At 55.0% G+C, this 21,909-nt stretch carries 19 protein-coding genes and 1 pseudogene; 10 read left to right on the top strand and 10 right to left on the bottom strand.

Annotated features, from left to right (window positions below):
* Positions 1–306 precede the first annotated feature (306 nt).
* Positions 307–1,887 carry a BCCT family transporter gene (locus CPH80_RS17925; RefSeq protein ID WP_096281762.1) on the top strand — a complete coding sequence of 527 codons (1,581 nt, stop codon included), beginning with the start codon at positions 307–309 and terminating at the stop codon, positions 1,885–1,887.
* Between the two features lie 142 nt (positions 1,888–2,029).
* A complete protein-coding gene (locus CPH80_RS17920; RefSeq protein ID WP_096279974.1) occupies positions 2,030–2,920 on the top strand; it encodes a chemotaxis protein in 891 nt (296 codons plus the stop codon).
* Between the two features lie 14 nt (positions 2,921–2,934).
* On the opposite strand, the gene CPH80_RS17915 is transcribed toward CPH80_RS17920, so the two are convergent.
* The 3 genes from CPH80_RS17915 to mqo form a co-directional block, all read right to left on the bottom strand.
* The gene (locus CPH80_RS17915; RefSeq protein ID WP_096281760.1) at positions 2,935–4,959 is read right to left on the bottom strand and encodes a hypothetical protein; all 2,025 of its coding nucleotides are present in this window, start codon (positions 4,957–4,959) and stop codon (positions 2,935–2,937) included.
* A gap of 54 nt (positions 4,960–5,013) precedes the next feature.
* Positions 5,014–6,246: an ATP-grasp domain-containing protein gene (locus CPH80_RS17910; RefSeq protein ID WP_096279972.1), complete on the bottom strand. Its 1,233-nt coding sequence runs from the start codon at positions 6,244–6,246 to the stop codon at positions 5,014–5,016.
* Between the two features lie 63 nt (positions 6,247–6,309).
* Positions 6,310–7,791 carry a malate dehydrogenase (quinone) gene (mqo, locus tag CPH80_RS17905; RefSeq protein WP_096279970.1) on the bottom strand — a complete coding sequence of 494 codons (1,482 nt, stop codon included), beginning with the start codon at positions 7,789–7,791 and terminating at the stop codon, positions 6,310–6,312.
* Positions 7,792–8,094: 303 nt separating this feature from the next.
* Here mqo and CPH80_RS23025 point away from each other — a divergent pair.
* A pseudogene (locus CPH80_RS23025) lies at positions 8,095–8,379 on the top strand (hypothetical protein); the annotation flags it as partial.
* Here CPH80_RS23025 and msrB read toward each other — a convergent pair.
* Together msrB and msrA are read right to left on the bottom strand one after the other, a co-directional pair.
* Entirely contained in the window at positions 8,290–8,715 is a 426-nt protein-coding gene (gene msrB, locus CPH80_RS17895; RefSeq protein ID WP_096279968.1) for a peptide-methionine (R)-S-oxide reductase MsrB, read from the bottom strand. The pseudogene CPH80_RS23025 and the gene msrB overlap by 90 nt on opposite strands.
* Before the next feature lie 11 nt (positions 8,716–8,726).
* Positions 8,727–9,413 carry a peptide-methionine (S)-S-oxide reductase MsrA gene (msrA, locus tag CPH80_RS17890; RefSeq protein WP_096279966.1) on the bottom strand — a complete coding sequence of 229 codons (687 nt, stop codon included), beginning with the start codon at positions 9,411–9,413 and terminating at the stop codon, positions 8,727–8,729.
* A gap of 149 nt (positions 9,414–9,562) precedes the next feature.
* On the opposite strand from msrA, the gene CPH80_RS17885 reads away from it, so the two are divergent.
* The gene (locus CPH80_RS17885) at positions 9,563–10,540 is read left to right on the top strand and encodes a metallophosphoesterase (protein ID WP_096279964.1); all 978 of its coding nucleotides are present in this window, start codon (positions 9,563–9,565) and stop codon (positions 10,538–10,540) included.
* On the opposite strand, the gene CPH80_RS17880 is transcribed toward CPH80_RS17885, so the two are convergent.
* The 4 genes from CPH80_RS17880 to CPH80_RS17865 form a co-directional block, all read right to left on the bottom strand.
* On the bottom strand, positions 10,534–11,016 hold the full coding sequence (locus tag CPH80_RS17880; protein ID WP_096279962.1) for a CDP-archaeol synthase: 483 nt from the start codon (positions 11,014–11,016) through the stop codon (positions 10,534–10,536). The genes CPH80_RS17885 and CPH80_RS17880 overlap by 7 nt on opposite strands.
* A 26-nt stretch (positions 11,017–11,042) precedes the next feature.
* Entirely contained in the window at positions 11,043–12,446 is a 1,404-nt protein-coding gene (locus tag CPH80_RS17875; RefSeq protein ID WP_096279960.1) for a class II fumarate hydratase, read from the bottom strand.
* Positions 12,447–12,542: 96 nt separating this feature from the next.
* Positions 12,543–14,063, bottom strand: a complete 1,521-nt coding sequence (locus tag CPH80_RS17870) for an aldehyde dehydrogenase family protein (RefSeq protein WP_096279958.1) — start codon at positions 14,061–14,063, stop codon at positions 12,543–12,545.
* A gap of 69 nt (positions 14,064–14,132) precedes the next feature.
* Positions 14,133–15,548 (bottom strand): WS/DGAT domain-containing protein, encoded by a 1,416-nt coding sequence (locus CPH80_RS17865; RefSeq protein WP_096279956.1) that lies wholly within the window; start codon positions 15,546–15,548, stop codon positions 14,133–14,135.
* 363 nt (positions 15,549–15,911) lie between these two features.
* Between CPH80_RS17865 and CPH80_RS17860 the strand changes: the two genes are divergently transcribed.
* Together CPH80_RS17860 and CPH80_RS17855 are read left to right on the top strand one after the other, a co-directional pair.
* Complete coding sequence (locus tag CPH80_RS17860; RefSeq protein WP_096279955.1) at positions 15,912–16,835, top strand: alpha/beta fold hydrolase; 924 nt, start codon at positions 15,912–15,914, stop codon at positions 16,833–16,835.
* Between the two features lie 111 nt (positions 16,836–16,946).
* Entirely contained in the window at positions 16,947–17,696 is a 750-nt protein-coding gene (locus CPH80_RS17855; RefSeq protein ID WP_096279953.1) for an FFLEELY motif protein, read from the top strand.
* A 15-nt stretch (positions 17,697–17,711) separates the two neighbouring features.
* Here the strand turns inward: CPH80_RS17855 and CPH80_RS17850 are convergent, their stop codons facing one another.
* Positions 17,712–17,990 (bottom strand): polyhydroxyalkanoic acid system family protein, encoded by a 279-nt coding sequence (locus CPH80_RS17850; RefSeq protein WP_096279951.1) that lies wholly within the window; start codon positions 17,988–17,990, stop codon positions 17,712–17,714.
* 126 nt (positions 17,991–18,116) lie between these two features.
* Between CPH80_RS17850 and ubiE the strand changes: the two genes are divergently transcribed.
* The 4 genes from ubiE to CPH80_RS22715 all read left to right on the top strand — a co-directional run bounded on the left by ubiE (position 18,117) and on the right by CPH80_RS22715 (position 21,860).
* A complete protein-coding gene (ubiE, locus tag CPH80_RS17845) occupies positions 18,117–18,899 on the top strand; it encodes a bifunctional demethylmenaquinone methyltransferase/2-methoxy-6-polyprenyl-1,4-benzoquinol methylase UbiE (protein WP_096279949.1) in 783 nt (260 codons plus the stop codon).
* Positions 18,899–19,540: an SCP2 domain-containing protein gene (locus tag CPH80_RS17840; protein WP_096279948.1), complete on the top strand. Its 642-nt coding sequence runs from the start codon at positions 18,899–18,901 to the stop codon at positions 19,538–19,540. The genes ubiE and CPH80_RS17840 overlap by 1 nt, the downstream gene beginning before the upstream one ends.
* Complete coding sequence (gene ubiB, locus CPH80_RS17835; protein ID WP_096279946.1) at positions 19,537–21,180, top strand: ubiquinone biosynthesis regulatory protein kinase UbiB; 1,644 nt, start codon at positions 19,537–19,539, stop codon at positions 21,178–21,180. Before CPH80_RS17840 ends, ubiB begins: the two co-directional genes overlap by 4 nt.
* A 374-nt stretch (positions 21,181–21,554) precedes the next feature.
* Complete coding sequence (locus CPH80_RS22715) at positions 21,555–21,860, top strand: transposase zinc-binding domain-containing protein (RefSeq protein WP_227520241.1); 306 nt, start codon at positions 21,555–21,557, stop codon at positions 21,858–21,860.
* Positions 21,861–21,909 lie beyond the last annotated feature (49 nt).

The raw sequence follows: 21,909 nt of genomic DNA, 5'->3' as shown, positions 1-21,909 counted from the left end.
GGTGACATGGTGGGATACCCCGCAACCCGCGCCCTTGAGACGGCCCAACACAAAATTAAGGGCACTGGAGAAAAAGCTGGGCACTATGGGCCTGGAGATCAAGCTTGGCATTCCTTTTCGAAACCTGAAATTAGTAGCTATTATATAATCTATTACCTGCAGTCCAAAGCGCTTGTGGCCGTACCTGCCACTCGGTCGCCACGCTCTCCGTATTTCGCAGCGGGCTTCGACGTTGGTATTAGTGTCACTTTTGTGGCAAAGTCCCGCGCTTTGTTTCGTGGTGTCTATACACAAAGGTTAATGTTTATGAAGAGTAACAATCTCAAGTCAGGCGGAGATTACTCCATAGCCCAGCTTGGTGATCCTGTGCTACTTACGCTCAGCGTTGGTTTCATTGTTTTGTTCGTCGGATTCTCTTTGTTCGATGTGGACGCGGTTGCCGCCCTTATTGGTAACGGTTTTGCCTGGACTGCCAAAGTGTTTGGCACCTACTTCCAGATGTTGCTATTGGCAACGTTTTTTATCGCGATAGGCCTAGCATGCACGCCAGCAGCTAAAGCCAAGATTGGCAACCTCGATAAGCCAGAGATGAGCACCTTCCGCTGGCTCTCTATCATTATGTGTACTCTGCTAGCGGGTGGCGGTGTGTTCTTTGCGGCCGGCGAGCCGGTCTATCATTTTGTTGTAACGCCACCGGCCTACACGAGTGAACCTGGTACCGCTGAAGCCGTTTCCAATGCCATGGCACAATCGTTCATGCACTGGGGTTTCCTGGCCTGGGCAGTTTTGGGCACTCTGGCTGCGATTGTTCTGGCCCATGCTCACTACGTGCAAGGCAAACCACTTCAGCCACGCACACTGCTTTACCCGGTATTTGGCGAGCGCGTCATGAGCGGCTGGTTGGGCAGTGTTGTTGATGCTTGCTGCGTGATCGCAGTAGTTGCCGGCACCGTAGGTCCGGTTGGCTTCCTGGCTACTCAGATGAGCTTTGGCCTGAGCGAGCTATTCGGCCTGACCGATGGTCTGGCCACACAATTGGCCATTCTGGTTGGCCTAGCCGTCATCTATGTAACGTCTGCCATTTCTGGCATTCACCGTGGCATTCAGTTCCTGAGCCGGCTGAACGTGTTTCTGGCGCTGGCGGTAGCGGCAATTATCTTTATCTTCGGCCCAACGCTATATCTGACGAACACCTACTTCCAGAGTATGGGGCAGTATGTTTCCTCGTTCATGGAAATGGCGACCATGACAGCAGAAACCGCTCCCGGCTGGTGGATGCAGTGGTGGACCGTGTTCTTCTTTGCATGGTTTATTGGCTATGCCCCACTGATGGCGATCTTCGTTGCACGCATTTCGCGCGGCAGGAGCATTCGGGACATGATTCTAGCGGTGGCTGTTATGGCGCCTATTGCCACCACTATCTGGTTCACTCTCCTAGGCGGCTCCGGCATTTACTATCAGATGACCGGCGTGATTGATCTTGCAGAAGCCCTGAATAACTTCCGCTTCGATGTGGCCACACTTACGGTTGCCCAAGCTCTGCCGGGCGGCGCATTCATGGCCCTGGCCATTCTGGTACTGACCACCATTTTTGTGGCAACCACCGGCGATTCCATGAGCTACTCCATTGCTGTTGTGAGCTCTGGCCACGACCAGCCGAATACCTTTGTACGGGCATTCTGGGGCCTGACTATGGCAGGTATGGCAGGCGTTCTGCTTTACATGGGCGCCGGCCAAATTGGTGTGCTCCAGCAGTTTATTGTGATCACAGCTATCCCGGTCTCACTGATTCTGCTGCCCACACTGTGGCTCGGCCCCAAAGCGGCCTATTCGATGGCACGTGAGCAGAATCTTATCCCTCAGCTGCCAGAAACGCAGAAAAGCTGAATACCATTCGTTACCAAAGTTACCAAGGTAACGGATGATAATGGCCTGTAAGCTTGCTATCGTTAATTCGTGTCGCATTTGACTCCCCCTTCCCGAAAGCCTCCTGCTTTCGCGGCCGGGGGAAGTTAGCAAGGATCGGGTTATGACCAGCAAAACTAAGCAAACCCAGAAACTTCTTCTGTTCCGCTTGTCGGGCACCCGGCTATTCGGGATTGGTACGCTGAAAATCCGCGAAATATTAACCTTCAGCCCCCTTGTCAAGTTACCCCACAGCCACCACGCGGTTGCGGGAACAATCAGTTTTCGTGGTTCCGCCGTGCCGGTGATCGATATGGCTGCCGCCGTTGGCTATCCGGCCTTAACGCCGGAGGAGCTGAAAACATCCTCCATTATGATCACCGATGTTCAACGCCAAGAGATCGGCTTTGTAGTGCGTGGTGTGGAGCGGATCATAGAAACGAACTGGAAAAAGGTACAGGCACCGCCCAAAGCGCTGGGAGACAAAGCCTTTATAACCGGTCTGCTGGATGTAGAAGGCGATACCGTTCAGTTGATGGATGTTGAGCTGTTACTAGCGAACGTATACCCAGATTCGTTGGACTCGCAAGACGTTGCACTCACCGATGTTCAGAGCGAAACCCTCAAAGCCCTCAGCATTCTGTTGGTAGACGACTCCCGGGTTGCCCGAAAGCAGCTATGTGATGTGCTGGACGCCAAGGATATTCCCTACCAAGTTACCACTAGCGGTGATCAAGCTTTACAGGTTCTACTGAACGACAACGAACTCGGGCGACCGGTTGATATTCTGGTGAGCGACATTGAAATGCCGGGGTTGGATGGCTACGAGCTAACATTCGACGTGCGAGATAACAGTGCGCTAAAGCAGCCTTACATCATTCTGCACACGTCCCTGAACAGCGAGATGAGCCTAAGCTACGCCAATCAGGTGGGCGCCAACGAAGCTCTTACCAAGTTTGATGCAGATGAACTGCTGCATGCCATGCTCAGAGGCGCAAGCCATCCTGAGCAATAGGCACAATTGCAGGTCTATTCAGTGTGTGGCGGCTCGGCTTGGAGCTCTATCGCAGGTACGCGATCTTGGCCCCAGCTTCGGTATACACGTTCCATCACCCGTTGCAGCTCAGCTTCCCCTACGTCCGCTGGCTCGCCATGCTCAAGCGGGTCGAAGTGAAAGATATATAACCGGGACGTGAACTGCTCAAACGGCAGAGAGGCCTCACCGAACCTTTCCCCACAGCCTTGCGTGTTCACGTGCACATCGTCACCCCAGCTCTGGCCACTGTCGTTGTTCGGGTTGTAGAAGTACACACGCATCTCGCCTTCCGGGTCCAGCGCCGCCCGAAGAATCGTTATGGCGTGCCAGCCAATAAAGCGTGCGGCCCTGTCAGTTACCGCAACACCGGCAGGCTGAGGGTGTATGAGAGGCTGACTGCCGTTGTAGTGAGGGTGATAGCTGGCGTAGAAATGCCGGATAAAACCTTCCAGGTTATCCAGATTACCAGTGGCCACATCCACATTGATGGCAAAACCGCGCCCTGCAGACCAGCCATGGAATTCCGGGTTCACCCATTTGTGCGGATCGCCTTCACGGCCAATACACATGCGCCCCATCTCGCCGTAGATACGATCCAGATGTGGCACCACAACCAGCGAAACCGGGTCGAGATCAAAGGTGACTTCTGAGGCGACGCCACCAAGGCTGTGGGCCGAAGACACCGGCTGCCCCTCAAAATGCATAACGATTTCGTTATCTCTGGCTGCCCAAGCGACCATCTGCAGTAGGTAGTCGGGATCGTTGTACGCCCACATGGACAACGCGCGGGCAGACTGGCAGGTTGGGTTGTTCCCTTGGCCAACACCCAATGGCTGTCCCAACATATTCAGCACACCCTGGATCAACCAGGCGCCTGCTTGCGGTTGGTAGCCGTAGGCAATTTGCAAACGTTCTCGGGCCTCGGGGCACAGGTTGAGCCGGGCCTGACGCCAGAGTGCAGGCGCCAAAGGTGGCTGATAAAGAATGCCCCGCTCAAGCAAGAGTGCAAGGCCATAAATACCTTGGGCCGTTTCGGGAAACACACCTTCGGTAATCAGCGCGTGCACCAATTCACGGTAACAAAGTAGGCAATCTCGACCAGTGCTTGAAAGCCCTAAAGCTTCGCTGAGCAGGTTATCCTGGTTCTCCAGAATAAAACGCACAAAGCACGCGTGATAGGGAGATACTAGGCCGGTGTCATGCATGGAGCGGGCGAAACCCGTAGCTTCATTCTGCAGCGTTTGGGAATCCATAGCCTCTAGGCGCTGCTGGTAAACCACCGCACCGGGATCTTCGCTGCATCCTCGCGTTGGGCCATATAGGCTGGAGATCAGCCGATCCGCTCCGCGCCCTGCGCTGCCGAGATCTGTCTCTGGCTCGGCACTGCAGATAGCAATTTGAGTGATCATTTTGCGCACATCGGCGACCTGAATCGGCCGTTGCTGCAAAATTCGCCAGATTTCTTCAATCAAGCTGTCTATAACGTGTTCGTAGCCAATATGCTGGGCTACGTGCTGCACCACGTGCTGGCTTACCAGAGCCAGCCGGCCCTGTTCACGCTCGGCTTCGCCGGTCATACCAAACAGCAGGCCTAGGTTGATCGCAAGAACCTGTGTAAGGTAATTATGAGCCTGCTCGGCAGACACTGAGGGGTGAAGGTAGGCTTCGCGCACTACCGCCAGCAACCGCAGCTCACTGAGCGCCTCGATAACCACCGTGTCTGCGTTCGGGCTCTGCAGTGCAGCCGTGGTTAGTGATGGCAACAACATGGCAGGCTCTGCCCAGTCGGTGCCCTCAAAAACGCCAGCTTTCTCCAGGCGCTCTGTACGCGCTTCAATTACCGCACAGCCCTCTGGCCGCATCAATATCCTACGAACAAGATCAAACACACGCGGCAGCTTGCCGATCTTGGCAAAAGACCGGCTTTCTTCCAAGGCCAGAACCGAGTCATCCAGCCTTTGTGCCAGCTTATCCAAGCTCACAGCCGACACTTCATTGCCCGATTGGTGATCGTTCAAACGACGTTCCTCAGGGCCTGCATCAGGCCCCATAGCTGTTAGTGCATCGCACGATTATACATAGAAATCCAAATCTTCCTGATGTTTCAGGAGATCTCGCAGCACATAAGGGTCTTCACCAAAGAAATACACAAGGCCCCAGTGGGTACCAAATGCCGTGCGCTTGGTTACCGTTTCCTCAACCGGAGGCGTCAGCTCATGGGATTCGAAATACTCGTGATTCTCGGTTTCCTCCGGAATCTCCAGCTTGCTGACAACCCGGCGCCGTGGGTACACACCGAAGCAACCCGCGTAACCCTTGGCATCCACCACTTCTTTCGGGAAGAAGGCTTTCATTTCTTCAGGCGTGGTTTTGGGATCAAACGAAAGAATCAGACCCTGATAGGCGTTGAAGCCATAAGCCGTTTCAAGCAGCTCGAAAACCTTGAATCCGGGTGGCCGATATGCCACCTCACCAAAGTACATGGTGCTGTCGCTGGTCACGAAATATTCGGGGTGAATAAAGCCGAAATCAATATCGAAGGCCTTGATCAGCTTTTCAATTTCGCCGCGGATCTGATCCCGGTACTTTTCGAGATCTGGCGTCGCCGGCACGAAAACAGAATAGCCCAAGGTGACGTATTCGGAGATATTCAGGAAGGCGATCTTACCGTTATGGACCCAAGCCTCTACCGCAAACTCCCAGCCGTCTAGGTGGGACTCCATCAGCACCGGGAATTCTTCATCCGGAATGGAATCTACTTCGTCCGGGGTGCGAATGATTCTGTGCCCAAGACAGCCGGCCTTATCGAAGGCTTTCAAATGAATGGGATCGTTGGGGTCGCCATCGAGCTTGAGCAGAGTTTGATTAACTCTTTTCAAAAAGCGGACAACATCGCCTTTATCGTGAGCTTCTTCAAATATACCCACGCGTATGCCGCCAAGCTGCGCACGGCGCTTCATCAGTGCTTTATCGCGAAGCAACATGGCCTGACCGAACAGCCTCGGCTTGTCCATCAAAACGGAGTTGATCGCACCGGCCCATTCCACCGTTTCTTCAAACAACGGAATAGCGACATCCACACCCATTTCTTTCAGGGTTTGGGCAATCTCTACGGAGCGGTCATTTAAGCGTTCAAAATTCCAAGGCACGTAGGGAATATCGTGCTCTTTGCAATAGGGCTCGGCCCAGTCCGGTGCAACCACCACGTAGCGGCGATCGAATTTATCAGCGGCTTCTACTGCGTTGAGACTCCAACCGAGAAAGGCGATATACCCTTTTTCAGGGTTATATTTATGCTCGCTCATAGGCTCTATCCTTGTTTCCGAGTGTCTTTTTAAGACTACGCCGATACGAGAAAATCGCAAATATCAGCTCAGCTTCAAGGTAGCGAGCGTTCTTTCCCGTACTTTCGTCAGCAGTGCCTCATCGTCCACCAGAGATTGGCCGTAGGATGGCACCATTGTTTTCATGCGCTCCTGCCACTCATCCGTTTTTATTTTCTCCGCAAAGCAGCGCTCGACCACACTGATCATTGCGCTGGCCGCCGTAGATGCACCCGGTGATGCACCAAGCAGAGCCGCCAGAGTGCCGTCTTTTGAAGCCACGATTTCGGTACCGAATTCCAGCTTCCCGCCGCCGCCTTCAGCCTGCTTGATAATCTGCACTCGCTGGCCGGCACTTCGCAGTTCCCAGTTCTCTTCTTCAGCTTCTGGGAAGAAGTTGCGCAGTGCTTCCACGCGATCACTGTGTGACTGGAATACTTCACCGATCAGATAGCGGGTGAGATCCATATTGCTTTTGCTCACCGACAACATCGGTTTGAGGTTAGTCGTGCGCACCGAGCCGAACAGATCAAAGATAGAGCCCTGCTTGAGGAAGCGGGTGGTAAAGCCGGCAAACGGGCCAAACAGCAAAGCCGGTTCGCCATTGATAATGCGGGTATCCAAGTGCGGTACCGACATAGGTGGTGCACCAATGGGCGCCTTGCCATATACCTTGGCGTGGTGCTGCCCTACTACGTCTGGTTTGCGACACACAAGCCATTGGCCACTAACAGGGAACCCACCGTAACCACGGGCTTCATCAACGCCTGATTTCTGCAGCAAAGGCAGTGCCCCACCGCCCGCACCCAAGAAAACAAATTCGCTTTCCAGCTTGGTCTGCTCACCGGTGTGTTGGTTTTTCACTCGGACTTTCCAGCGGCCATTATCACGCTGGTCTATGTAATGCACCGGGCTGCTCAACATCAGCTCGAAGTTGGGTTGGCTTTGCAGGTACTCGACCATGTTCCGGGTCAGGGAACCGAAATCCACATCGGAGCCGTGACGGATGCGGGTGGCGGCAACACGTTGCATAGGGTCGCGACCTTGAACAACCAGCGGCATCCACTCTTCCAGTTCCCGCGGCGACTCCGTGTACTCCATGCCACGAAACAGGTGGTGAGCACTCATGCGCTCATGGCGGCGCTTAAGGAACGCCACGTCTTTCTCACCCCAGACAAAACTCTGGTGTGGTGTGCGGTTAATAAATTTTGAGGGCTCTGGCAACATGCCCTGCTCTACCAGATACGACCAGAACTGCAGCGAGACCTCATATTGCGCATTGATCTGAAGCGCGCGCTCAATAGCGACATCGCCATCTTCGGTCTGCGGCGTGTAATTCAGTTCACAGTATCCTGCGTGCCCAGTGCCTGCGTTGTTCCATCCGTCGGTGCTTTCATGAGCAACGTGATCAAGACGCTCCAACATGACAATTTTCATGGACGGATCCAACTGCGTTAGCATCATGCCGAGAGTGGCGCTCATGACACCACCACCTACCAGCACTACGTCTGCCTGTTTAACGGCCATTGGTTGTTCACCCTAGCTAGTTTTGAGCCTTTCGCCCCTCCACGATCAGCCCAGAGATCTGTCGGATGCTGGCAAGTCGCAAGGTAGATGGCGCTGCCGTATGCGTCCGTTCTGAATGCGCACGCTATTATCGCAGAAATAATAAATTCTCTCTGCCTTAACAGGCAATATCACCTCAACTTTAGTCCCATGCCTTTCTGGTGCTTACACCTCTGGCCACCCGACGGTTTCATGGGCGTTCTATTTCAGAAACAACCTGATTGAGGTTCATCTATGGAAATGGCTGTTGGCGCAATCATATGGCTGGTCATTGGCCTGACGATCGTGGCGATTGGTACGTCGGTGCCAGAACTAGCCGCTTCCCTGACTGCAGTGATCGAGCCTATGTCAGTAGCCCCGGAGGTGCTATACCGGGACTGGACACTGATGCTGGTGTTAACCGTCGGTCTGCTGGTTTACGTCGCTTATACCGGCTACTTACTTTCTACGGGTGTCGCCTCAGCCCATTTCCTGGAAAACCAGGGCAACGGAGTTCAGGCAATAGCGCTTACCTGTCGGGGGCGGCCCGTCTGGAAATACGTGGCCTAGGTGACTGTCACAGCGAAGACAGCGCGCTTCTGTGCGAGCCATTCCCATGCTTGTATCTTCGATGTAATGGATGTGCTCTTTATCAAACGGCTGAAAAAAACTGGGCCAGCCTGTACCGGAATCAAATTTTGCGCTTGAACTGAACAGAGGCAAATCACAAAGCCGGCAGTGATAAACGCCGGCCAATTTGTTATCCAGCAAAGTGCCACAGAACGGATGCTCCGTTCCGTGATCCAGTAACACCTGGCGTTCTTCGGGTGTCAGGCTGGCGGCTTTTTCTTCTGTCTGCGCCTCGGTCAAAGGCGTTAGGTCATAACCTGCAGCAGAACTGCTCATTGTTCATCTCCTCAGGCCAGGTTATTCCCGGAATCAGAATGGGAACTGGCTTTTGAATTAGCGTCGGCACCAGTATATTCCGATTTAAGCCGGTCACCGAAGCCATCAATCAGTTTTTCAATTTTCGGGGCGGCCACCGCCATGATGTATGGCTGATATGGATTTCGGGCAGCAAAATTCTGGTGCTGCTCCTCCGCAGGATAAAACGCTTCCAACGGTTCCATAGCCGTTACAATAGGGTCAGAGTAAACCCCCGCTTCACCAAGCTGGCGAATGTAGGATTCCACAACCCGCTTCTGCTCTAGGGTTTCATAAAAAACGGCGGAGCGGTATTGCGTACCCCGATCGTTACCCTGGCGGTTGAGTTGGGTCGGATCGTGGGCTACGGAAAAAAACACCCTGAGCAACGCCCCAAAGCTAACTCGTGCGGGGTCGTAGTGCACACCTACTGCTTCCGCATGGCCCGTTGTGCCGGTGCATACGGCGCTGTAGTTAGCCGTTTCTGGCAACCCGCCAGCGTAGCCAGACTCCACGCGGGTTACGCCGTCCAATGCGATGAGTACAGCTTCAACACACCAGAAGCACCCACCTGCAAGAACCACTCTCTGCTCGCCTTCTTCCGCCAGCAGATCCTGCTCCGGCTCGGGGAAGCGGCTGCGGGCCACGTTCAGACCAGGAATACTACAAGATGATGTCATAATGACCTCTGCTACGGATGTGAATGTCTACAGACTACAGATTGTGGCTGTTAACTCGCAAGGTTGCATCCCCTCTGTTGCCTACCATAATGTGAATGTGTGCCCGCGCACAGGGCGCACAAGCTAGGCCTGAAACCAAAGGAGCACAGATGACCTCACCGGCCCGAAAATCGGAACACCAGGATGAGCTTCTGGAATACCGCCTGAGCCTACGGCTGGGGCCGGTTCATGCCCGCCAGCGCTTAGGCATTGAGCGTGAAGCGGAAGCCCGGGTATTCGGCCAGGATCGTTCTTCGTTTCGCCTAAAAAGCCTAACTTCTGCCCCCGGATTTATCCGTTTCTGCCTGAGGCTAGCGGGGTTGCACGGGCGCGGGCAGAACAACAGCCGGCGCGTGGATACAGCCTACAACCGATTTTACCTGCCAGGCCTGCCGGCAAACTTTGAAGGCTTTCGCATTCTGCACCTCACCGACCTGCACGTGGATATGGATGAAGCTAATCTACAGGCAGTTATACGACAGATTTCTCCGCTGGATTACGATCTGTGCGTGCTTACGGGTGATTACCGAAAAGAAACTTGGGGGCCGATAGAGGCCGCCCTTGGAGGCATGGCGCGGTTGCGTGAGGCAATCCGGGGCCCCGCTTACGCCGTGCTTGGTAACCACGACAGTGTGCGCATGGTGCCCGCGTTAGAAGACATGGGCTACGCCCTGCTAATGAACGAGATGGCCCCGATAGAGCGAGGTGGTGAGTGCATCTATCTCGCAGGGGTTGATGACCCACACTTCTACAAGGCTCATAACCTGCACCGTGCAGGCGATGACATTCCACTCGGAAGTATCAGCCTCCTGCTGAGCCACTCGCCTGAAATCTGGCGGGAAGCCTCCCATGCGGGCTACGACATGTTCCTGTGTGGCCATACCCATGGTGGCCAGATCTGCCTGCCAGGAGGCATTCCTCTGACCCTAGATGCCGACTGCCCGCGACACCTGGGCCGCGGCTATTGGAAAGCAAATGGCATGCAGGGATACACCTCTCCGGGATCCGGCACTTCTGTTGTGAACGTGCGGCTGAATTGCCCGCCAGAAGTGACGATTCACACCTTAACCCGAGCCCCGTCTCAGTGAGGTTGGCGCCGAATGCCCAAGCGATAGAGTAGCGGCGATATCCACATATTGGCTAGCGTGAAAAACACGACAACGAACAGCGCGACCCATGCATTCACCAGTCCCCACGCCATGGCCAGCAGCACAGGAAAAGCCGCCTCGGGCACCTGATCCAGCCATGACATTCGCGCGCTGGATTTCAGCCCCAGCCGGCGCTTGATAAAGCTACTGAGCAGGTCACCGGCGAGCGCAAGCAGGCCAAACAATAGCCCGAATACAAACCCGTGCCCCGTGGCCAGAGCAAACAGCGCACAGCAAAGGGCTCCGGAAGTGATCCCCCGCCAGGTCTTGCTTTTGCCCAGCAACGGGCGACCATCAAACCAGTGCAACCCGGCATCCACAGGCGCAGACCAGCGGCGCCTGAACACCTTTGCGGCAACCACTGGCGCACCATTGGCCAGCACCAGCATCACAAATAACTTCAGGGCTATCAGCAAACGCCGGTACTCCTGATCCGTTTATTTCAGTCGATTCCGCCTCGGGTCAGCTTGAGCGGGTCCATTAGTTCTTCCAAACGCTCCCGGCTGAGACCACTGATTTCCTCAGCTACATCAATAACCGGGCGACCGGTTTTATAGGCCTCCTTGGCGATATCCGAAGCCAGACTGTAACCAATTTCAGGATTAAGCGCCGTCACCAGCACCGGATTGCGACGAACGCCGGCATCCAGTGTTTCGGTGTTCACGGAAAAGTTCCGGATGGCCTTGTCCGCCAGCATGCTGGTGGCGTTTCTAAGCAGGCTGATCATATCCAGCAGGTTGCCGCCAATGAGTGGCAGCATCACGTTAAGCTGAAAGTTACCAGACTGCCCTGCAATGGCATTCGCGCTGTCCAGCCCGATTACTTGGGCCCCCACCATGGCCACAGATTCGGGAATAACCGGGTTCACTTTGCCCGGCATAATACTGCTACCAGGCTGCAGCGCCGCTAGGCTAATCTCCCCAAGCCCGTGAATCGGGCCGCTGTTCATCCAGCGCAGGTCGTTGGCAATTTTGGTGAGCACAATGCCTAGCCCACGTAATTGTGATGAAAGCGCAACAGGCCCATCCACCGCGCTCTGGCCTACAAACTTGTGATCCAAAGAACGGAATGCATAGCCGGTATTGGCCTTCAGGAATTTCACAAACTGACCAGAAAACTCCGGCAGCGCATTCACGCCCGTACCTACCGCCGTGCCGCCCTGGGGCAGCGCGAGCAGTTCATCCGCTGTCGCATCAAGACGTTTTTCTGCCGCAAGTATCTGTTCCCGCCACGTACGCAACTCTTGGCCAAGGGTGATCGGCATGGCATCCATGAGATGCGTGCGGCCGGTTTTCACCTGTTCAGAAAACAACGCCTCACGCTCGTAGATAACGCCGCGCAAATGCGTTAACGCAGGAATAAGCCGCTCCCTCACCCCAATCACTGAGCTCACGTGAATAGCCGTGGGAATCACATCATTGGAGCTTTGGCTCATATTTACATGATCATTAGGGTGCACCTCCACGCCGCTCTTAGCCGCAATGGCGGCGAGCACCTCGTTCACGTTCATGTTGGTGCTGGTGCCCGAACCGGTCTGATACCGATCGACCGGAAACTGATCGGCGTACTCGCCTCGGATAAGCGCCTGGCAGGCGCCTGTAATGGCATCGCAACGGCCGTTGTCCAGAAGCCCCAAACTGGCATTGGCCTCGGCAGCCGCAAGTTTGATACGGGCCACCGCCGCAATAAAGGCCGGAGGCATGGGCTGACCACTGACCGGAAAATTATCAACAGCGCGCTGGGTTTGGGCGCCCCAAAGTGCCGCCACAGGCACATGGACATCGCCTAGGCTGTCGGTTTCTATTCGGGTTTGACTGCCTGCGCCCCCAGTTCCATTTTCGTTCATGGTTTCTCCTGTCTGTTCCTGCGTCAGGACGGTTGGCTGTGCATCAAAACGTGCGGTTGGCAGGCCTCTTGGTAGAGGCCGCCTGTCGCAACTGGGTTAAAAAAAGCCCAACGGGTTAATGTCGTAGCTGGTCAGCATGCATTTGGTCTGCTGATAATGCTCCAGCGCCATCTTGTGGGTTTCACGCCCAACACCAGACTTTTTGTAACCGCCAAAGGCTGCGTGTGCCGGGTAGGCGTGATAGCAGTTCATCCACACTCGGCCAGCCTGAATGCTGCGCCCCATACGATATGCACGGTTGGTGTCGCGGGTCCAGACGCCGGCACCCAGCCCAAACTCAGTATCGTTGGCAATCGCCAGGGCTTCCTCTTCGGTTTTGAACGTGGTTACACCCACAACCGGGCCAAAGATTTCCTCCTGAAACACCCGCATCTTGTTATCGCCCTTGAACAAGGTGGGCTGAACGTAGAAGCCGTCGTTGAATTCGGCGTCCATTTCTTCCCTGTCGCCCCCCGTTAGAATCTCCGCTCCTTCTTGCTTGCCGATCTCAAGGTAAGACATGATCTTGTCGAACTGCTCTTTACTGGCTTGTGCGCCCACTTGCACATCCGTATCCAGCGGGTTTCCACGCTTGATGGCCTTAGTGCGCTCAACCACTTTCTGCATAAACTCTTCATACATGTCTTCCTGCACCAGCGCGCGAGACGGACAAGTGCACACTTCGCCCTGATTGAAGAATGCCAGAACCAGGCCTTCTATACACTTGTCCACGAACTCTGGCTCGGCTTTCATTACATCAGAGAAATAGATGTTAGGAGACTTGCCGCCCAGCTCAACCGTTGAAGGAATGATGTTTTCTGCCGCGCACTTGAGGATGTGCGAACCAACCGGGGTAGAGCCTGTAAAGGCGATCTTGGCAATACGCTTGCTAGTCGCAAGCGCTTCACCCGCTTCGATACCATAGCCGTTAACAATGTTGAGAACGCCCGGCGGCAACAGATCACCAATGATCTCGATAAGTACCAGAATACTGGCGGGCGTCTGCTCCGCTGGCTTGAACACGGTGCAGTTGCCAGCGGCCAAACAGGGCGCCAGCTTCCACGCAGCCATCAGAATCGGGAAGTTCCAAGGAATGATCTGCCCGACCACACCAAGAGGCTCATGAAAATGATAAGCCACGGTGTTTTCGTCAATCTGACTCATGCTCCCTTCTTGGGCCCGGATGCAGCCCGCAAAGTAACGGAAGTGATCGGCGGCTAGAGGGATATCCGCATTTAGGGCTTCACGAATCGCTTTGCCGTTATCCCAGGTTTCTGCGACAGCCAGTTTTTCTAAGTTGGCGTCAATGCGATCAGCAATTTTAAGCAGAATGTTGGAGCGCTCTGCCGGTGAAGTTTTGCCCCAGGCCGGCGCGACCTTGTGCGCAGCATCAAGCGCCAGATCAATATCCTCGGCGGAGGAGCGCGGAATGTCGCAGATAACAGCGCCGGTTATCGGCGTTATGTTTTCGAAGTACTGACCTTTAACCGGAGCGACCCACTCGCCACCGATGTAGTTCTCGTAACGGGATTTGAAAGAAACGACGGAACCGTCTTTTCCTGGTTGTGCGTAAATCATACTCGTCACCTCTTATTGTGGTTGTAAATGACAACGCGGTCGTTCGCGTTTACCCATTCACTGTAGACCTCAAACAACAATAGGTGAACCACCGGGGAACTCCGACAACTCCTGCAGGCAATCTTGCAGAAACTCTGCGGGGTCTGCCAATACGGCTTCGTCTGCCACTACGCCAAACTGAACCTGCCCGGCATAGCTGACAATGCTGACTCCCAACCCTATGTCACCGGCCTGGGGCACCCAGAACATTTGTTCGGTAATCCGGCAGCCGGCAATGTATCTGGCCTCTGGGGTGCCAATAACGTTCGACACCACCGCGCTGGCTTTGCGATAAAAAACATCCAAAAGCGGCTGGCGCAGGGCGTCTGGAATCAAGGATGCACAGGCCGACAACCCCCAGGCTATTCCAGGCTGCCAGCTTTTCTTCAGCCGGCGGGTTTCCTGTTTGATGCGATATAGACGCTCCAGAGCGCTCTCGCCATCTACTGGCAGGGGAACAAATACGGTACCGAAGTAGTTACCGAGGGAGTCCGGTTCTGGTTTCAGATCATCTGGAAGGCGGTCGCGAATATCAACGGGAACCGCTGCATGCATCACCGCGTCTTCTAAGTCCGCCCCAGAAATACCAAGGCGGGGACGAACCGCTGCCGCCACGCAGCTGAGAAGGACATCGTTGATCGTTACATTAGTAGCCTTGGCGATTGAGCGGAATCGACCTAGAGCAACCGGCGCAGACCACCGACAATGGCGCTGCCCCAACAACGCTCGCTTGAGGTCGGATGGCGTATCTTCCGGCTCTGCCAGAAAATCGCTGAATTCATTTACCAGTTTCACGCCGTTGCGGGCCGCTTGATCCAGTAAAGTTCTGGCCTGATCAAACTGACTTCCCGGTTCGGCGCTTTGTTTGTTAGTGCCGGCTTCCGCCGCTGCGTCGCCGCCAAGCAATTGCTCAACCCGGTTTTTGGCTGCTGACATCCAGGGAGCTAAATTTCCGGTTTGCCGCGCGCCGTATACCGCCGGGTGCTGCTGCGGCGAGGTCGAGCACAGGCGGTCAAAAATACCTGTCAGTGATACGCCGTCGGCATAGCAGTGGTGTAATCGAAGCAACAATACCGAGCCACCTTCGGCATTCGGCGCCAGCCAGAATTTCCATAGGGGGCGATATAACGGCAGGGGCTGGTTCAGGCGCTCAGAAACCCACTCCTGAAGTGCAGAGTCTGTGAAGCGATCAAGCACTACATCAAGATGGTGCCGGAGATCAAAAACCGGGTCTGGCTCCCACTGCCAGCCGGGTGCCCGCTTAACGGGCATATACCGGAAGCGTTCCCAAGCCATCCAGTACACGCGCAAAAACTCCCGCAGCCGGGGGGCCGTCAGGCCATCTACCCGCATCATGACAGTAATAGTCATGGGGTTTCGGGGGCTCTCCAGAGCCAGCCAAGCTGAGTCCGCAGGAAGCATAAGATGCGTTTGCTCGTGGCTCAAACTCGAACGTCCCCGGAAGTAGTGAAATTAAAGAGTAGTGGAGCTAAAGAGTAATAGAGTAAAAAAAACAGCGCTCAGCATTGTGCCAGACATATACCACCGGCTCCACAAAGGCATCGATGATGTCAGGTTACAGAAAACTACATATACACATACTTTACTCCTATACTGGTTATAAGCCTTGGTGTGATAGTTATTACAAGCTCCCAACGGTTACCGATTGGTCATATCAAGGCAATAACTGGGTTACCAGCGCCAATAAAGGTTGGGCCGAATGGGAGTACAACAGGGTTACCAGCGCAACCAAGGTCGAATGACCAAACTCCAAAAACAGGCTATAGCCGTGCTGGGAGGAGATGCATTATGAAAGCAAGCCATATCAGCAAGCTGATCAAACCGATCGACAGTGCCTACTCGGAGATGTTCTCTGGGAGGGTGTATCGTGTTGGCAAAGGCGCTGTTTCTGTTCGCAATCACAGCGGCGAAGCAGAGCAAACCGTTATTGGCGTACATGGCTTTCTAGAAAACCACTGCTACTTCACCCAGACCTATGACGCACCGACCACCGAACTGATCCTGCTTACCTGCAGCAACTACCATATTCCTGTTAGCGGTGTGACGCCGGAAACAGCCGAGTGGGAGCTGCCAATAAAGCATTTAGAAAGCACGATTGAGTATGATGCCAGCATTCTGACCCAAGCTCTGGAGAACCTGCCCAGTACACGCAATGTTAGGGTTCATGGCCACTCGCGGGGCGGGGCCGTGACGCTAGAAGCAGTCAGGCAGAGGCCAGATTTGTTTGAACACGTGGAAGTGGTTCTTGAAGCGCCAGCCTTGCCCCAAGGAAAAATTCATCCGCTGGTATCAGCGCTCCTCGAGCCTGTTAGCCACGGCATGTGGCCTTGGCTGATTCGCCTGATCAACAGCGCGCCTTCATCTGCCTACGGACAGACGTTCTTCGGTAAAATGAACCCGCGTAAAAAACAACTGCTGAGCAAGCTTTTCTATGCCACCCGCGACCACCTAACCATTGTTCGTAACATTGAGAACATTTTTGAGTGGATAGAGCGCACCGACACCGACGTGTACCAACATATACGTCACGGTACCTTCCTGATTCCTGCCGTGGATCGGCTTCTGGATCGCCAAGCCATGCTTGATAGCGCACGCCAGAGCCCCACCACCATGCGCATTGTTGAAACGTTAGCGCCCAGTCATTTTGTAACCCTCGACAGCAAAGAATGGCTGCCAGACTTTAAGCCCTCGCCTGCTGCCGCCCAAGGTTAGAAGTTTAGACAACCAAAGAATTGATGCCCGGCCACTGGCCGGGCTTGCTGCACCCTCGCCTTCCCTCCGGTAAACTACAAATCTCTACACAGACCCACCGGAGCTGTCACCATGTACCGTGAGCGCCTCGTTAACACGGATGTGCGTTCAGATAGCGCCCGTCGCTTGCAACAGTTGCTATTGGATTACCACGATTTCAGGATTCATAAAACCGGCCATCGGTTATTAAGCAGCACGTTCACCGTTGCTGATTGGCAGGCAGAACGCCTGAAATCGACGCACCAGGACTTATATCAGCATCTTGGCTATCACACCGGCCTGGAATTCCTACTGACCGATCTTTACGCCCCCGCCAGCATGACTCGGCGCGACGACAACATAGACCGTGTATTCCCGAAAATGGTCAAGTGGTTACCAGATCATCAACTGGAAATGCTTGCCGGGCTGGTCGAGCTAAACCTGATTACTCAGCAGCTGGATCTTGAGCTGGCCGAACTGCTTGATGAGCGTGATATACCGGCAAGCTCGGTAACCGGTGAACACTACTGCGAGGTATACCGCGCCAGCCAGAAACTGGAACAGCGCGAGAAGCAGGTAATGTTGGTGGCCGATGTTGGGCAACAGCTCGACCGATATGTGCGTAATCGTGCACTGGGGTGGCTGCTTTCAATGAGTCGGGCCCCAGCAGAAATGGCCGATCTTAGTGATCTGCACAACTTCCTTCACAGAGGTTACTTAGCATTCCGGAAGATGGATAACGTGGACTTGTTGATCAGCCGGCTGGTGACCAGAGAGCAGCAGGTTATGGACAACATTCTCAACGGCCACCCAGAGCCGTTTGTGCTCCCGGGCGACCTTTGAAAAACACCTGAAGGGTTAGGCTTTCAGGATCTGATCCAGCTGGCTGTGAATCTCATTCTCAATCTTTGCTTTGAATGGCCGCAGCAACAGGCCCAGCTCCAAATGCACGTGCAGGTCGTCACCCGTTATGTTCAGGTGACCTTTAACACCCGAGCGCTTGAACTTAAGGTGATCGCCTTCCCACTGGTAATTAAGATCGAACTGGCTGGACAGATCCCGGGCAAGCGCCTCGGCCGCGTCGCGAGCATGGTCTTTATCAAGGGTATGGGCGCGATGTACATCAATTACGGACATGGGTCAGTTTTCTCTTCAAAAGTTATCGGTTTTATAGTGTAAGGCGGTATTAAACGTCTCGCCACTCTTGTAGCAACCCCCTCAACCGTTAGAATACGAGGTTCAGATTCTGACAGGACATGCCCCATGAGCGAGCAACAACCGCCGGCCAACTCCAGCAATGGCCAGGACGACGTCACCCATTTCGGTTTCCGCGATGTGCCCAAGAGCCAAAAAGCCAGCCAGGTGGCCGACGTTTTTCACAGCGTAGCGGGCAAATACGACCTCATGAACGATTTGATGTCTATGGGCATCCATCGTCTGTGGAAACGCTTTACCATTGAGCTTTCCGGTGTGCGCCCAGGCCACAAAGTGTTGGATATTGCCGGCGGGACCGGCGATCTGACCATGAAGTTCTCTGATCTCGTGGGCCGGAACGGCCAAGTGGTTCTGGCCGACATTAACGCCTCTATGTTGAAGGTAGGCCGTAGCCGCCTGACCGACCGCGGTTACGCTGGCAACATTGAATACGTGCAAGCCGATGCCGAGCACCTGCCCTTCCCGGATAACAACTTCAACGCCGTATCCATTGCTTTTGGCCTGCGAAACGTGACCGACAAGGATCAGGCCCTTCGGGACATGGCCCGCGTACTAAAGCCCGGCGGCAAGCTCATGATTTTGGAATTTTCCAAGCCCACCAACCCGCTACTTAGCAAGGCCTACGACACCTACTCGTTTACCGCCCTGCCATTGATGGGCCAGCTCATCGCCGGCGACGGCGAAAGCTACAAGTACTTGGCCGAATCCATCCGCATGCATCCAGACCAAGAGACGCTCAAAGGCATGATGGAAAACGCAGGTCTGGTGAACTGCAAGTACTACAACATGACCGGCGGCGTTGTCGCCCTACACGTGGGAATCAAGCCCTGATGTTTCCCGGCCCAACCCTGCTAGCGGCGGTAACAGCCATAATCGAGCGGGCCTTGAACCACGCGCTTGAGCTGGATCCTGCTGGTCAGCAGGCGCTGCTAGGCGCGCTTGAGAGGCCAGTACAGTTCCGCATTACCGACCCCGTCTCCCTGACTTGCTCCCTGCACAGAGCGGGCAACCGGGTGCAGGTGCGTAGCCAACCTGCGGAAGAACCTGCATTGGAAATCAGCGGCAAGCCCCTGGCTTTCGCTGCACTGGCGACGGGCGACAACCGCGTGTTCACCGATAACCGCCTTGAAGTGACCGGCGATACCGCCCTGGCACACCAGTTTCAGCGCGCGCTGGATCAGCTGAACCCAGACTGGGAAGCTGCCATGGCAAGACACATCGGCGACGTACCGGCTCACTTTATCGGCAAGCGTATTCGCAACGCCGTAAGCTGGAGCCGCCAGGCTTTCAGCACCCTGAACGCCAATATTGAAGAATACGTGCACGAGGAAAGCCGCGCCCTGCCCGGTCGCCGCGAACTGGAAGCCACATTTGAGGATATCGACGCCCTCAGCCTGCGCACCGAACGCCTGGAGGCCCGCGTGAACCAGATCGAAAGCCGCGGCACTACTGACAAACCGGAGACTCCGTGACCCGCCTGCAACGCCTGTTCCGAATTTCCTGGGTATTCTGCCGTTACCGGCTGGATACGTTTCTGCCGTTAGCAGAGTTGCCGGGGCCACTGAAAGTGTTTTTCCTGCTGGCACCTTGGCATCTCTTCCCAAAACCAAAGCTCAGCCGTGGTGACCGCCTGCGCTTGGCCTTGGAAGAACTGGGGCCGGTCTTCGTAAAGTTCGGCCAGATTCTGTCTACGCGCCGTGATTTACTGCCTGACGACATGGCAGACTCCCTAAAAACGCTGCAGGATCGAGTACCGCCGTTTCCTAGCGATGCGGCCCGCCGCATTATTGAAACCTCTCTTGGTGCGCCGGTTTCTGAATTATTTAAAGAGTTCGGCGCCGACCCCCTGGCTTCTGCCTCCGTGGCACAGGTTCATACCGCGACGCTGTTGAACGGCCAAGACGTGGTGGTAAAGGTGCTACGCCCCGGTATCGAGAAGGTTATCCGCCAAGATCTCGCCTTGATGTATCTGATGGCCAACCTGCTTGAGAAGTATTGGGCAGAAGGCAAGCGGCTACACCCGGTAGACGTGGTGGCAGATTACGATTCCACCATTCACGATGAGCTTGATCTGCAGCGGGAAGCCGCCAACGCGAGTCAGTTGCGTCGTAATTTCGAGACTTCTTCGCTGATCTATATTCCCTTTATCAACTGGGATTACACCCGCAAATCCGTGATGGTGATGGAGCGCATATACGGCATCCCCATTGCCGATGTTCCCGCTTTGGAGGCTGCCGGCGTGAACCTGAAGGTTCTGGCAGAAAAGGGCGTCGAAATCTTCTTTACTCAGGTGTTCCGAGACAGCTTCTTTCACGCCGACATGCACCCGGGCAACATCTTTGTCGACGCATCCAACCCGGCTGACCCGAAATACATCGCCATTGATTTTGGCATTGTTGGTACCCTGGCGCCGGATGATCAAAGCTACCTGGCTCGTAACCTTCTGGCCTTCTTCCGCCGGGACTACCGACAAGTAGCCCAACTGCACATCCAATCCGGTTGGGTACCACCGGATACCCGGGTAAACGAATTCGAAGCAGCCATCCGCACCGTATGCGAGCCAATTTTTGAGAAGCCACTTAAGGACATTTCCTTCGGCCACTTCCTGCTTCGCCTGTTCCAAACTGCTCGCCGGTTCAATATGGAAGTACAGCCTCAGCTGGTTCTGCTGCAAAAAACCTTGCTGAACGTAGAAGGCCTGGGCCGCCAGCTGTACCCCGAACTCGACTTGTGGAGCACAGCGCAGCCTTTCCTGGAAACCTGGATGCGCAAACGAATCGGCCCGTCTGGCTTGATCAAGACCCTGCAGACCCACCTGCCCGCCTGGCTGGAACAGTCTCCCGAAATGCCGCAGCTGGTTCACGACGCCTTGCTACAGCTACGCAGCGCCGGCCCCACCGAGAAACAGAACCAAGACACGCTTGCCCTACTTCGGGAACAACAGCGCAGGGCTGACCGGCGCTGGCGCCGAGGGATTACAGCCGTGGCTCTGGTTGCCGCAGCCATTATCGGCACCCAACCAGAGGCCCGGGCATGGGCAGAGAACGCGCCGCTATGGTCTTGGGCGTTGCTAGCTGGCGCGGGAGTACTGGTTGTGCGTGGTAGCCGCTGAAATACGCGTTGGTGCTGCAGTGTTTTCCAGGAATGCATAAATGAACCTCGGCGCGCAGCCGGGGTTCCTAGCTCTTCACAGCTTTGCTCCTCGGCTTGGAACGGTTTTCTATACAGTGTTATTGAAAGCGCGGATCGCAGAAGCCAAACGATTACATGGCAGCGATGTAGGGGGTGGACTAAGCTATTGTTTTATAAAATTTTAGACGATGCCCTGAGTTTCCTGCGAAATTGGGTGTCTTGACGGATACTTCTGAATAGCCCAATTGGGCTATTCAGAAGAGGAGTTACTGTCATGACACCGTTACGTCAGACCATGATCCAGGCCATGTGCCAGCATGGCTTCCCCCCCCCGCACCCAGCACAGCTATCTTTATGTCGTCACCGCGCTGGCCCGTTATTATCGGCGCTCGCCTAACGGACTGCCGGACCGCCCGCATGGGCGGTATGGAAATGCGTTGTGATCATTGCCAGGCCCGCTCCATCTGCTACTACGGATGCCGGGGTCGCCATTGTCCGCAATGTCAGGGCCATGCAACTGAACAATGGAGCGCACGTCAGCGCTCCCTGTTACTGCCGGTGCCTTACTTCCATTTGGTGTTTACGCTACCTCACACCTTGAACGGCTGGGTTCAGCTCCATCCCGACGTGATCTACCGCTGTCTGTTCGCCGCAGTCTAGGACACGCTTAAGCAGTTTGGGCGCAACACCCGGCACCTTGGCGGCGAAC

The organism is Marinobacter sp. LV10R510-11A (assembly GCF_900215155.1).
In the GTDB taxonomy this organism is placed as follows: Bacteria; Pseudomonadota; Gammaproteobacteria; order Pseudomonadales; family Oleiphilaceae; genus Marinobacter.
This window is presented reverse-complemented; position numbering and strand designations above follow the sequence as displayed.